Annotated in this window: 11 protein-coding genes and 1 riboswitch; of the genes, 9 read left to right on the top strand and 2 right to left on the bottom strand. The window is 34.7% G+C overall.

All coding sequences use genetic code 11. From position 1 onward, the window contains the following. Nucleotides 1-77 precede the first annotated feature (77 nt). A complete protein-coding gene (locus AB1J10_RS06365) occupies nt 78-1397 on the bottom strand; it encodes a CPBP family intramembrane glutamic endopeptidase (RefSeq protein WP_107365318.1) in 1320 nt (439 codons plus the stop codon). Between the two features lie 255 nt (nt 1398-1652). Between AB1J10_RS06365 and hutG the strand changes: the two genes are divergently transcribed. Beyond that, on the top strand, nt 1653-2582 hold the full coding sequence (gene hutG, locus AB1J10_RS06370) for a formimidoylglutamase (RefSeq protein WP_046208509.1): 930 nt from the start codon (nt 1653-1655) through the stop codon (nt 2580-2582). On the opposite strand, the gene AB1J10_RS06375 is transcribed toward hutG, so the two are convergent. Beyond that, nucleotides 2572-3447 carry a LysR family transcriptional regulator gene (locus AB1J10_RS06375; RefSeq protein WP_046208508.1) on the bottom strand — a complete coding sequence of 292 codons (876 nt, stop codon included), beginning with the start codon at nt 3445-3447 and terminating at the stop codon, nt 2572-2574. The two genes, hutG and AB1J10_RS06375, sit on opposite strands and share 11 nt — an antisense overlap. Before the next feature lie 143 nt (nt 3448-3590). On the opposite strand from AB1J10_RS06375, the gene AB1J10_RS06380 reads away from it, so the two are divergent. The 8 genes from AB1J10_RS06380 (at nt 3591) to AB1J10_RS06415 (ending at nt 13582) form a co-directional block, all read left to right on the top strand. After that, a complete protein-coding gene (locus AB1J10_RS06380; protein ID WP_046208507.1) occupies nt 3591-4865 on the top strand; it encodes a YjiH family protein in 1275 nt (424 codons plus the stop codon). 48 nt (nt 4866-4913) lie between these two features. Continuing rightward, on the top strand, nt 4914-6578 hold the full coding sequence (gene hutU / locus AB1J10_RS06385; RefSeq protein ID WP_046208506.1) for a urocanate hydratase: 1665 nt from the start codon (nt 4914-4916) through the stop codon (nt 6576-6578). Further along, on the top strand, nt 6575-7807 hold the full coding sequence (gene hutI / locus AB1J10_RS06390) for an imidazolonepropionase (protein ID WP_107365319.1): 1233 nt from the start codon (nt 6575-6577) through the stop codon (nt 7805-7807). The genes hutU and hutI overlap by 4 nt, the downstream gene beginning before the upstream one ends. 215 nt (nt 7808-8022) lie before the next feature. Continuing rightward, entirely contained in the window at nt 8023-9189 is a 1167-nt protein-coding gene (locus tag AB1J10_RS06395) for a SulP family inorganic anion transporter (protein WP_107365320.1), read from the top strand. A 6-nt stretch (nt 9190-9195) separates the two neighbouring features. Further along, a complete protein-coding gene (locus tag AB1J10_RS06400; protein WP_107360035.1) occupies nt 9196-10320 on the top strand; it encodes an amidohydrolase in 1125 nt (374 codons plus the stop codon). Between the two features lie 78 nt (nt 10321-10398). Then, entirely contained in the window at nt 10399-11280 is an 882-nt protein-coding gene (locus AB1J10_RS06405; protein WP_070037559.1) for an SDR family oxidoreductase, read from the top strand. A 103-nt stretch (nt 11281-11383) separates the two neighbouring features. Next, nucleotides 11384-11995 carry a flavin reductase family protein gene (locus AB1J10_RS06410; RefSeq protein WP_064209351.1) on the top strand — a complete coding sequence of 204 codons (612 nt, stop codon included), beginning with the start codon at nt 11384-11386 and terminating at the stop codon, nt 11993-11995. An 86-nt stretch (nt 11996-12081) separates the two neighbouring features. Next, a riboswitch (SAM riboswitch) is annotated at nt 12082-12182 on the top strand. A gap of 113 nt (nt 12183-12295) precedes the next feature. Then, the gene (locus AB1J10_RS06415; RefSeq protein WP_064209352.1) at nt 12296-13582 is read left to right on the top strand and encodes a Na+/H+ antiporter NhaC family protein; all 1287 of its coding nucleotides are present in this window, start codon (nt 12296-12298) and stop codon (nt 13580-13582) included. Nucleotides 13583-13729 lie beyond the last annotated feature (147 nt).

A 13729-nucleotide genomic window follows, 5' to 3' on the forward strand; every position in this document is an offset into this window, starting at 1 on the left:
ACGGTATAAATTAAGATAGACATGAAGTTTATTCATTGTATCTGAATATACGATTAGCGTAACCTGCTTTTTGTTAATTAGCGTCGATGATCATGTTTGTTTTTAAGTTTAAAAGGTGATCGTTGTCGTTTTTTATTTTGTTGTTGTATGGTTGGCTCAGAAGTACTAGAATCATCATGTTTTGGTGATGATGTCTCCACCTGTGCTTTTTCAGTAGAATTTTCAACGGCGCCATTTACCTGTGTCTCAACATGTTGACGTTCATCTTGGACATCGTTGTTCTCTATAGTTTGTGGCGTGTTTTCATCAATAATATTGTTTTGGCTGTCATCGTGCTGTGTTTGTCGGTGATCCTTCTCAGTGTCTGTGTCATTCACATGTTCAGTCGATGGTTTTGAGTCAGCATCATGTGAATTGACATGATTGTCTGTTGCTCTTTCAGTTTGAGATGTAGCAGTTTCACTGTGCTCACTGTCTCCACTATGTGTATGTACATTTGTTGTTGAATTATCAGATTCGAGTGTATCTTCATTACTATCATCTGCTTGAGCAGTTTCTGAATCTTCACTTACATGATCTAAATAATTATTGCTATCAACTTCATCTAAACTACGTTTAGTAAAGAAATAAAGTATTGCTCGAATAATAATACTTAATAAAATGTAAACGACTGCTACAGCTGATGTGGATAGTGCAATTACTTTCATTGCAAAAACACTGCCAAGTTCTTCATTGAATAAGAAAACAAGACCAAATGACATTGCTGCATGGAATATCGTTGCGATAAATATCGTGCGACCTTTTGTAGCACGAATTAACTCACCGATAATCATGGAAAATGCAAATGTATATAATAAACCATATAAAGTATATTCAAGACTAAAGGCCATATTTATATTCCAAATGGAATATAATAAACCAACAATAATCGATGCAAAGAATGTGTTCATTTTCGTTTCTATAATATTTTGTAAATAAGAACGGAAACCAAATTCTATTAAGAATGCCATCACTAGTTGTCCAAGTATAATTGCAGTAATTGAAACAGATAAATCTTCTGTTTGTAATAATACAAAACTATCCGCAAAGATATTAAAACTTATCATAGCAATCAGGAAAATGATTAAAGGTAAAATAAATGCTAGTAAAATACGTTCAATCACTTTTAAATCTATTGTTAGTTTTAAACCAGATAACTGCGTCTTACGTTTACTAAAAACGATAATACAAACAAGCGCAGCGATAAATGGCGCTATAGCACTTAAGTCAAAGACAAAAGTCTTAAGTGAAATAGTACTTTGTAAGTCTTTCAGTATAATAGGAGCTGCATAAGCAATAATATAGAAAATAAAAATCATTATTGCCCATTGAAAACCTGATATACGTTGTTTATTCATTATGTAACCTCCAATAGGGTTCAGAAAATCATTTATCACTAATTATACATATTTATTAATCAGAAATAAATTAAATTTAGGTATTTATCATTGAAATGTAATAGTAATGCCAAAACTAACATCTAAATGAAATAATTTATTGTCATTTGATAAAATTAAGTAGATAAATTTTGGGTAAATAAAAGCATAAATTGAATTGAATTCAATGTAAGCGTATACTTTTAAATGAGACATTGTTTTAAAAGGAGGAGAATTATGTATAAATTAGCACAGCGTGATTTCTGGACAGGTAGAGTCGATAGCGAATCAGATAAGTCTCAATTTAGACATTTTCAAACTGTGAATTTTAGAAATATCAAAGATGACTATCATGAGACACGCCAAGGTGTGGGATTATTAGGTTACGCAGTTGACAGGGGTGTTGAATTGAACAAAGGGAGATTAGGTGCTAAAGAAGGTCCCGACGCAATTAAGAAAGCATTTGCCAATCTACCTGTGTTGAGTGACTGCAAGATATATGACTATGGTAATGTAGAACATGATCATGATGACTTAGAAGACACCCAAAAAGAATTCGCAAAATATGTTGCGACATCAATACAAAGGCATAAACAGACGTTTTTATTGGGTGGTGGACATGATATCGCATATGCCCAGTATTTAGGTATAAGAGAAGTTTATCCTGATGCTTCTTTAGGTATCATTAATATCGATGCACATTTTGATACCAGAGCAGAGTCACAGTCTACCTCTGGAACGAGCTTTAGGCAAATTTTAGATCAAGATAATCAAGCAGATTATTTGGTATTAGGTATACAACAAGGCGGTAATACACAAGGCCTATTTGATTATGCGGAAGAAAAAGAAATCGGTTTTGTTTATGCTGAGGAATTATTGCATCAAATATCTCCTCCTGTAAAAGATAAGGTAGAACGATTTATACACAATCATGACGTTATTATGTTCACAATATGTATGGATGTTATAGATAGCGCATACGCACCAGGTGTAAGTGCTAACGCAGTATTAGGTTTGTTCCCACATATTGTCCTTGAACTTGCCAAACGCATTATCCCAAATGACAAAGTCTCTACGATTAGCATTGCAGAAACAAACCCTAAATATGATGTCGATAATCGTACTGCAAAGCTATCAGCTAATTTTTTACATCATTTTATTCTTTAATATTCCAATAATAAAGGCATAAATCTATAAAAGAAAGTACTCGTTCAGGGTGCTTTCTTTTTTTTAGGTAATTGATGTAAATGGTACGACTGAGTGTAGGTTTAATTTCAATTGCATCTAAATCTCGTGCATTAAAAGATTGGTAATAGACACGTGGTATGACGGCATAGCCTAATCCTCGATGAACGAAATTCGTTGAAGCTTCAAAGCGATCTGCCTCTATAATAATATTTGGGTGAATATTTAATCGGTTAAAATAGTCATCCAAATGCTTACGTACTTGGGAACCTTTTGTAGGTAAAATGAGCGGTAAAGATTTAATGGATACCTTTTTGCTATTAGAAAAGGTATTTTTAGGTGTTATGAGGACATAAGATTCCTTATATAGAGGAACAGAGTGTATATCCTCGTGAATAATTTGTTCATTGGTTAAGCCTAAATGATTTTCAAAATTTAATAGACGCTCTAATATCGTGCTCTGATCATGTACTTCTGAAGCGTGATACGTTTGATCTGCATATTCTTTTTGATGCATAGCAACTACTTGTGATATCCATTGATTTGATGATTCAAGAATAGAAAATTTGATTTTAGGTGCATGTCCCATTTTTAAATCATACATTTTTTCTAGCGTTTGATGATAACTTTGTACGAGCTGAATTGCGTAATTATAAAAATGAATACCTTTTTCAGTAATTTTGATATCCTTGGTCGTTCTTAAAAATAAATCATAACCTAAATCAGCTTCTATTTTTTTTATTGTATTAGTTAAAGAGGGTTGGCTTATATGCAAAAAATCTGCTGCCTTTGTAAAACTATTATATTTAACGACAGCAATAAAATATTCTAATTGAACAATTTTCATCTGAATGTCACTCCTATATATTTGCGTATTTATAGTTTGAAACTATTAATAATTAGTTTATTGATATTGGTAGTCTATATAATAACATATTATACTTTTAGATATAGAGGGAGTCGTACTTTCATGTTAGGGGCGTGAAGTACATGTGGAGATTTTTCATTTATAGCTTGATTGGTATTATATTTTTCTTCGTTCCTGTGACTATACAAGGTCAATCAACCATTATGATTGATCATATTGTGCAATGGATTACGCTAATAGTGAAACCAGTTTTACCATATTATGTATTGATTTTAATTATTATTGGTGCAATTCATCCATTTCTCAATCAAAGGTGGAATGAATCGAAAACAAATATTATTTTTAGCTTATTCAAAGTAGTAGGGGTATTCATCGCTTTCATGGTTGTTTTCAATATAGGGCCTGCTTTTGTTTTAAAAGAAAGTATTGGACCATTTTTATATGAAAAGTTAGCCATACCATTAAGTGTTTTAATTCCCATAGGAGCGATTTTTTTATCATTTTTAGTAGGTTTTGGATTGTTAGAGTTTATCGGTGTGATTTGTCGTCCGATAATGCGACCGATATTTAAGACACCAGGAAAGTCAGCGGTCGATGCAGTAGCATCATTTGTTGGTAGTTATTCAATAGGCTTACTGATAACAAACAAAGTCTACAAGAGTGGTAGTTACACACATAAAGAAGCAGTAGTTGTAGCGACAGGGTTCTCTACGGTTTCCGCTACGTTTATGATTATTGTAGCTAACACACTAGGTATTATTCAGCATTGGAATTTATATTTTTGGTTTACACTCGCAGTGACATTTATTGTTACTGCTATTACCGTACAACTCCCACCTATCAGATTTGAAAAGCATACGACATATAAAGACCAACCATATCAAGAAGAGATTCGCAGAAACATGCCATTGTTAAAAGAGTCTTGGTTAGAAGCAAAATTAGCTGTGAAACAGTCTAAGTCATTAATTGACAATGTATTTGAAAATTTGAGAGATGGTGTCGTAATGACTATAGCAATTTTACCTTCTATCATGTCAATTGGTTTTCTAGGATTAGTAATCGCAGAATTCACACCAGTAATCGAATATATATCTTACATCTTTTATCCATTTATCAGCATTTTTCCAGTAGAAAATGTAGGGGTATTAGCACAGGCTTCAACGATTTCAATTGTTGAAATGTTATTACCAGCTGCGATTGCACAATCAGCAGATTTAGCAACAAGATTTACAGTAGCGGTCATGAGTGTTTCAGCGATTATCTTTTTCTCAAGCGTTGTTCCGGTCATATTATCTACTGAAATTAAAATATCGATAGGAAAACTTGTGATTATTTGGTTTGAAAGAGTAGTACTCACACTACTGATTACAATTCCATTTGCATTATGGATATTTTAAATATCAAAACAAAGGTTGAATTTAAAATCGATGAAGGAGAGATTGTTCATGAGAAATATTAAAGCAAAAAAAGGTTTAGAGATTGAATGTAAAGGTTGGGAACAAGAAGCAGTATTACGAATGCTATATAATAATTTAGATCCTGAAGTTGCAGAAAGACCCGAAGATTTGGTTGTCTATGGTGGCATAGGTAAAGCAGCTCGAAACTGGGAAGCATTCGAAGCAATTGAATCCACACTGCGTTCATTAGAAGCTGATGAAACGATGTTAGTTCAATCAGGCAAACCAGTTGCTGTATTTAAAACACATGAAGAGGCACCACGTGTATTACTTTCAAATTCTGTATTAGTACCTGAATGGGCAAACTGGGATCATTTTAATGAATTAGATCAAAAAGGTTTAATGATGTATGGACAAATGACTGCGGGTAGTTGGATTTACATAGGTTCACAAGGTATCGTTCAAGGTACATATGAGACATTCGGTGAACTAGCTAATCAACATTTTAATGGCAAATTAAATGGTACGATTACATTAACTGCTGGTCTTGGTGGCATGGGTGGTGCACAACCATTGGCAGTTACGATGAATGGTGGAGTTGTCATCGGAGTTGATGTAGATGAAACACGCATTGATAAGCGTATTGATACACGTTACTGTGATGTGAAAACACGAGATTTAGACGAAGCATTAACGTTAGCGGAAGATGCACGCAAACAAGGCAAGCCATTATCTATTGGCTTGGTCGGTAATGCGGTCGATGTACATCAAGCAATTTTAGATAAAGGATTTAAAATTGATATTATTACGGATCAAACGAGTGCCCACGATCCTTTAAATGGTTATGTGCCACAAGGGTATTCTTTAGAAGAGGCAAGTGCACTTCGTAATAAAGATCCAAAACAATACGTGAAAGAATCGCAATCCTCAATGCATAAGCATGTATCACTAATGTTAGAATTTCAAAAACAGGGTGCGGTCGCTTTTGATTATGGAAATAACATAAGACAGGTCGCATATAATGATGGCTTAAAAAATGCTTTTGATTTCCCTGGGTTTGTACCGGCATATATTAGACCGCTATTTTGCGAAGGAAAGGGACCATTTAGATTTGCAGCATTAAGTGGGGATCCTAAGGATATTGAACGTGCTGATGAAGAAATGAGAAAGTTGTTCCCTGAAAATGAAAAACTTATTCGTTGGTTAGATTTAGCACAGGAGAAAATTGCGTTTCAAGGATTGCCTTCAAGAATTGCGTGGTTAGGTTATGGAGAACGTGCGAAAATGGGTCTAGCGTTAAATAGACTTGTGCGTGAAGGTGAAATTTCTGCACCGATTGTAATTGGTCGCGACCATTTAGATTCAGGTTCAGTAGCCAGTCCTAATCGTGAGACTGAAGGTATGAAAGATGGTTCAGATGCTGTAGGAGATTGGGCTATTTTAAATGCATTAATCAATACTGCTGCAGGTGGATCTTGGATTTCATTCCATCATGGCGGTGGTGTTGGTATGGGTTATTCATTACATGCAGGCATGGTAGTAGTTGCTGATGGTTCAGAAAGAGCAGATAAACGTTTAGGACGTGTATTAACTACGGATCCGGGTATGGGAGTAGTAAGACATGCTGATGCAGGTTATGAATCAGCAATTAATGTAGCAAATGAAAAAGGCATTCACATTCCAATGATTACAAGAAAAGGAGATAAAAAATGAACGACTTAATCATTCAAAATATTAAACAATTAATTTTACCGAAAGCTACCGAACGTCCTTTAAAAGGAAAAGAATTAAATGATTTAAATATTGTTGAAAAAGGTACAGTAGTTGTGAAAAATGGCAAGATTGTTTATGCGGGTGAACATTCTGATGCATATGATGCAAAAGAAATAATAGATGCTTCAGGAAAAGTCGTTTCACCTGCCTTGGTAGAAGCACATACGCATCTTGTACATGGTGGCTCACGTGAACATGAGATGTCACTCAAGCGTCAAGGTGTGTCTTATTTAGAAATACTTGAACAAGGTGGCGGTATACTTTCTACTGTAGAAGCCACACGTCAAGCGACGGAAGACGAACTTTTTGAAAAAGCGGAAAAAAATCTATTAACCATGTTACAACACGGTGTCTTAGCGGTTGAAAGTAAGAGTGGTTATGGATTGGATAAAGAAAATGAACTTAAACAATTGCGTGTTTCAAATCGATTAGCAAAAAAATATAATTTAGACATGAAACATACCTTCCTTGGGCCACATGCTGTGCCTAAAGATGCGGAGTCTAACCAAGCTTTCTTACAAGAAATGATAGATTTATTGCCGGAAGTTAAACCATATGCTGATTTTGCCGATATTTTCTGTGAAACAGGCGTGTTTACTGTGGAAGAATCTAAATCTTACATGGAAGCAGCTAAAAAACAAGGCTTTGATGTTAAAATTCATGCAGATGAAATCGATCCATTAGGTGGTTTAGAACTTGCAATTGATGAAAATGCTATCTCTGCGGATCATTTAGTTGCATCTAGTGAAGAAGGTAAACAAAAATTGAAAGATAGTGATACTGTTGCAGTATTATTACCAGGGACAACTTTTTATCTTGATAAGGAAGGTTATGCAGATGCAAGAGGTATGCTAGATAACGATGGCGCTATTGCGATAGCTACTGACTTCAATCCAGGTAGTTGTGTGACTAATAATTTACAATTGGTGATGTCTATTGCAGCGTTAAAATTAAAGTTATCTCCAAATGAAATTTGGAATGCAGTGACAGTCAATGCAGCTAAAGCAATTGACGTTGATGCAGGTACCATCAATGAGGGAGATAAAGCAAATATTGTAATTTGGGATGCACCTAATCATGAATATATTCCATATCATTATGGTATTAATCATGCAGAAAGAGTTATTAAAGATGGTAAAGTGCTCTTTGATAATCGTGTAAAACTTTAATAGAGAAACTGTAATTAAAATTAAAAATAAGATTATTAGAGATGAATAGGGTGAGGAATGGAATCAAAAATGTTGATTTGTCCTCGCTCTATTCTTATTTTTTTTATTCAAGTTTTCTAAAAATAGAAATTTAGAAGTGCAAAAAATTAAGTTAATAAAATATTTTGACAATTATGATAGTATAGTAATTAAAGGGGCTTGGGGGTGAGTATGGTGTGAGTAATGCTGGGTATATTGAACAATGGAAAGGTAACATAGTACAGAATACACTTTCAGGTGTATTACTTGCACTTGCATTGTTACCTGGTGCAATTGCTTTTTCATTTATAGCAGGCGTGAATCCAACAATCGGTATGTTAAGTACTGGTTTAATGATGCTTGTACTTAGCTTGACTGGAAATAGAACCTTGATGGTATCAGCACCAAGTAGTGGTGTATCTTTAGTCGTAGCACCTTTAGCTGCAAGTCATGGGATGCAAGCTGTCATTTCAGCAACGTTATTTATGGGTATCATCCAAATTTTATTTGGGTATTTTCAAATTAATAAATGGTTAGAATTGATACCTGTCGGTGTTGTAATTGGATTTATGAATGCACTGGGTATATTATTATTTACATCTCAGCTAAAGAATATTTTAGGTATTTCTATGGCAACTTATATCGTTGCAATCATGTCATTTTTTATTATTTGGTTGGGCGCTCAACATATCAAAATTATACCTGCACCATTGATATCCATCATTATACTGACAATATTTTCGTGGGTATTAAAACCTGATATAAAATATGTGCACGATTTGTCTTCAATACATATTAAACTACCTTATCCAACTATCCCTATTGAAATATTAAATGTTAACTTTCTCCTAATTACATTGTTTTATGGTTTGATGATGGCTATTGTTGCAATCGTTCAAACGACTTTAACAGCAAGAATGATGGATGAAGTAACAGCTACGACTAGTGATAAAAATCGTGAATCAATAGGTCAAGGCATAGCTAATTTAGTAGTAGGATTATTTGGCGGTTATGGTGGAAGTGCGCTTGTTGGTCAATCGCGTTTTAATGTAACAATGGGTGCGAACTCTAGAGTTTCAACTTTTGTTACCGGTAGTTTTTTACTGGTAAGTTTATTTGTTTTTGGTGAAATTATAGGCCATATTCCAATGGCTGTTTTAGCTACCGTGCTTATTACAATTTCATTGAATACATTTGATAGACGAACAATACCCTTTATACGTAAGTCACCTTTAGTAAATGGATTCATGGTAATACTTACGATGGTGCTTATTTTAATCTCTAATAATTTAGCGCTCGGCGTTGTGATTGTAACAATACTATATTATATTTTTAAACGTTTTATAAATTTAGAAAGGACGTGACGTGTCATGCCACAATATGAAGACTTTGTAAAATGGAGACGTACATTTCATCAGTTTCCAGAATTGTCTGATGATGAATATGAAACAACGAAACGATTAAGACGTATTTTAGAAAGTTATGAAATTAAAATTTTAGATATACCGTTGGAAACTGGTTTGATTGCTGAAGTAGGTCAAGGAGATACGTTTATTGCTGTTCGATCGGATATAGATGCTTTGCCAATTAATGAAGAAGTTGTACATGAATTTACATCAACTAATGAAGGTATTATGCATGCTTGTGGCCATGATATCCATATGGCAAGTATTTTAGCAACAGCTACAAAATTAAAAGAAATTGAAGATCAATTAAAAGGTAGAGTACGTTTTATTTTTCAACCTGCCGAAGAGCTGGGCTATGGTGCTGTTAAATTAGCTGAGACAGGTGCCATTGATGGTACAAAAGCTGTGCTTGGTTATCATAATTATCCTACTATGGATATAGGTACATTGGCAGTGAAATCTGGTGCCGTGACATCCTCTGTAGATCGCTTTGAATTTAAAATTAAGGGTAAAGGTGCACATGCAGCAAAGCCTGAACAAGGGAATGATCCAGTCATCGTGTTAGGTCAATTAATCAATAGTGTTCAATCCATCGTCAGCAGAAATTTATCTGCTTTTGATAATGCAGTCGTAACGATTGGAGAAGTATCTTGTGGTAATACATGGAATGTTATTGCAGATCAAGCTTATGTACAAGGTACAGTGAGAAGTTTTGATGAAGGTATTCGCACATTCATTGAGAAGAGATTGAGAGAAATTGGGAGTGGATTGGCAGAAGTATTTGATGTTGAAATTGAAACACAATATATACGATTACCAGGCGCAGTAATCAATGACGAAAAATTAACAGACGATGCAATTAACGTTGCTAAACAAGTAGGTTACAATGTGAATATAATGGAACAGCCATTAACTATTGGTGAAGATTTTTCTGGGTTTGCCAACAAGTATCCAAGTGTATTTGTTTTTATTGGATCTAATAGTGACTATGATTTACATCACCCCAAATATGATCCCGATGAACGCATTTTAGAAAAAGTACCAGATTACTTTGTAACATTTGTACAGAAATTATTGAACGAAGCTTAAAAATATAATCTTGTGTTATGGGCGATTTAATTTGGGTAAAAAATAATTACAACCATTATTTTTTGAGGAGGATTAAGCATGGCGTCTCAAGATCCTAGAAAGAAATATTCAAATGCAGATTTTCCAAAACAAGAGCAACCCGTTCCAGGTTTACAAAAAGATCTGAACCCTAAACCAGATTGTGGAGAAACTTCTTATACCGGTTATGGTAGATTGAAAGGTTTAAAGATGTTAGTAACAGGTGGAGATTCAGCTATTGGTAGAGCAGCAGCTATTGCGTATGCTAAAGAAGGTGCTGATGTTGCAATCAATTACTTGCCATCAGAACAAGAAGATGCTGAAGAAGTAGAAGAAGTTATTACATCGGCAGGACAACAAGCTGTGCTAATACCGGGTGATTTACGCAATGAACAATTCAATTATGAGTTAGTAGAACGTGCATATCACGCGTTAGGTGGATTAGACAATGTTACACTCGTAGCTGGACATCAACAATATAGAGATACACTAAAGGGCTTCGATACAGCGTCATTTACTGAAACCTTTGAAACGAATGTGTATCCAATATTTTGGACTGTACAAAAAGCGATTGATTATCTTGAACCAGGTGCTACAATTACGACAACGTCATCTGTACAAGGTTATAACCCAAGTCCAATTTTACATGATTATGCTGCATCAAAAGCTGCAATCATATCGCTAACTAAAAGTTTGTCTGAAGAACTAGGAGCTAAAGGCATCCGTGTTAACTGTGTTGCACCAGGACCATTTTGGTCACCACTTCAAATATCAGGTGGACAACCACAATCCAAAATCCCAACATTTGGACAAAAAGAAGTGCTTGGCAGAGCAGGTCAACCTGTAGAATTAGCAGGCGTTTATGTTCATTTAGCAGCTGATGAATCAAGTTACACTACTGGCCAAGTATACGGGGTTACAGGTGGTACACAATTAGATTAATTTGATAGATGGCTATTTCAAAGTGATTCGTGCTTAAATGAACAGTTATGCACTTACATTTTGACATAGCCACTTTTTATTTATGAAAGGAAAGTGAATTTTTGTGAAACATTTTAAAGCAAGTGAATTGTCTAAAAGACAAAACTATAAATTATTGAGTGGAAGTGTCATACCTAGGCCAATAGCCTTTGTGACATCTCAAGATAAAAATGGTAAGTTAAATGCGGCACCGTTCAGTTTTTTTAACGTGGTGAACAGTGCACCACCGATGATTATGATTTCTACAGGACGCTCAGAAGGTAAACGTAAAGACACTTCACTTAATATTGAAGAGACTGAAAATTTTGTAGTACATATCACTGATGAAACAAACGTGGAGCAAATTAACCGTACAGCTGCACCATTGGATCGTACTGAAAATGAATTAGAACGAACAGCGTTAACCCTTGTCGACTCAGAACTGATAACTGTACCTGGTATTGAACAGGCGAAAATACGTATGGAATGTAAATTAGAACGGATTATATCATTAGGAGATACTGATGAGGGGTCAGATCTAATCATTGGAGAAGTCGTGATGTTTCATATTAATGAAAACGTGTATTTTGAAGACAGTAAGATTAATGCACAGGCACTAGAAGCCGTGTGCCGTTTAGCTGGAAATGATTATGCCACGATTGGTGATACATTTACGATTGTTCGGCCAACGGAATAACCTTTGAAGTAAAATATCATTTCATATTATGATTATATAATTGACGAAGTGGCATGAATAGTGTACTGTTATAAAATAAATAAAATAGCTTATCTAGAGAAGTGGAGGGACTGGCCCATTGAAACTTCGGCAACATGGTAATGCGTGTGCCAATTCCAGTAGCATAAAGTGTGCTAGAAGATAAGATTAAAGATGTATCGATTTACTCTTTTCTTCTATGAGAAAAGAGTTTTTTATTTTTTATGGTAAGCAAAATGAATGATTGACTAAAAAAGTAATGATAAAGAAAGTTGGTTTTGTATGACGGAAAATAAAAAAGGTAACGCATGGGCGCTTGTGCCATTAATCATTTTTGTAGGTATATTTTTAGGTGTGGGCGTTATTACTGGTGACTTTTCAATAATGCCACTCAATGTTGCAATTATTATCGCATCCATTGTGGGTTTGTTGATAAATAAAAAAGAAACATTTTCTAAAAAAGTAGATGTATTTACTAAAGGCGCTGGACATTCAAATATTATTTTGATGATGTTAATATTTCTACTTGCGGGTGCATTTTCTCAAACTACAGAAGATATGGGGGGAGTCAAGTCGACGGTAAATTTAGGACTATCCTTTATTCCAGAAAACTTAATTATCGTCGGTTTATTTATCATTTGTATGTTTGTATCACTTTCAATGGGTACTTCAGTCGGTACAGTTGCAGCTATAGCGCCGGTTGGTTTTGGTTTGAGTCAGGCGACGGATGTATCTGCAGCGATAACAATGGCTACTGTCGTTGGTGGCGCAATGTTTGGTGATAATTTATCAATGATTTCGGATACTACAATTGCCGCTGTTCGTACTCAAAAAACTAAAATGAGCGATAAGTTTAAGGTGAACATAAAGATTGTATTACCAGGTGCGCTATTTACTGTTATAGTACTTTGGTTTTTAACGCATGGTGCTCAGATAGATACTACGAAATCATATGACTATAACTTTATTAAAGTTATTCCATACTTATTGGTACTGATTTTAGCACTGGCAGGTATAAATGTAATTATAGTGTTGATTGGTGGTACCGTATTATCTGCGATTATTGGACTGGTTGATGGATCATTCAACTGGTCAGGCTTGCTTAGTTCAATCTCCAAAGGAATTGTTGGTATGGAGGATATTGCGATTATTGCACTTTTAATTGGCGGACTTGTAGCATTGATACAACATAATGGTGGTATCACTTGGCTATTAAATTTTGTACGCAATAGGGTTAAATCAAAACGCGGTGCAGAATTAGGTATAGCGGGACTTGTGAGTGCTGCGGATATTTCGACTGCCAATAATACAATTTCTATATTAATGGCAGGCCCCTTAGCTAAAGATATTGCAGATGAATACGAGATTGATCCTAGGAAATCTGCAAGTGTTTTAGATATATTTGCGAGCTGTTTCCAAGGTTTATTACCTTATAGTCCGCAAGTTATAGCAGCAGCAGGCGTTGCGTCTATCTCACCAGTTTCATTAATGCCGTATTCAATTTATCCGATCATTCTAGGTGTTTGTGGCCTAATTGCAATTTTCTTTAGATTACCAAGATTAAAATAAAAAAGTTGATTAAAAGAAAGGGCAACAGTTTATATTATTTGATATAGACTGTTTGTCCTCTTTTTTAAGAAGTAAGATAGTATTAAAAAAGGGAAAATTTTGACGTTTACTGATTAATAACGATAGAATAAATAGGTTATCACTTTT

It is taken from the genome of Staphylococcus cohnii species complex 1663 (assembly GCF_041008415.1).
Lineage (GTDB): Bacteria > Bacillota > Bacilli > Staphylococcales > Staphylococcaceae > Staphylococcus > Staphylococcus ureilyticus.

Excerpts from the sequence above, each read along its gene's own strand:
- AB1J10_RS06380 (WP_046208507.1), top strand. The coding sequence starts at position 3,591 with ATGTGGAGATTTTTCATTTATAGCTTGATTGGTATTATATTTTTCTTC.
- hutG (WP_046208509.1), top strand. The coding sequence starts at position 1,653 with ATGTATAAATTAGCACAGCGTGATTTCTGGACAGGTAGAGTCGATAGC.
- hutI (WP_107365319.1), top strand. The coding sequence starts at position 6,575 with ATGAACGACTTAATCATTCAAAATATTAAACAATTAATTTTACCGAAA.
- AB1J10_RS06415 (WP_064209352.1), top strand. The coding sequence starts at position 12,296 with ATGACGGAAAATAAAAAAGGTAACGCATGGGCGCTTGTGCCATTAATC.
- AB1J10_RS06375 (WP_046208508.1), bottom strand. The coding sequence starts at position 3,447 with ATGAAAATTGTTCAATTAGAATATTTTATTGCTGTCGTTAAATATAAT.
- AB1J10_RS06405 (WP_070037559.1), top strand. The coding sequence starts at position 10,399 with ATGGCGTCTCAAGATCCTAGAAAGAAATATTCAAATGCAGATTTTCCA.
- AB1J10_RS06365 (WP_107365318.1), bottom strand. The coding sequence starts at position 1,397 with ATGAATAAACAACGTATATCAGGTTTTCAATGGGCAATAATGATTTTT.
- hutU (WP_046208506.1), top strand. The coding sequence starts at position 4,914 with ATGAGAAATATTAAAGCAAAAAAAGGTTTAGAGATTGAATGTAAAGGT.
- AB1J10_RS06400 (WP_107360035.1), top strand. The coding sequence starts at position 9,196 with ATGCCACAATATGAAGACTTTGTAAAATGGAGACGTACATTTCATCAG.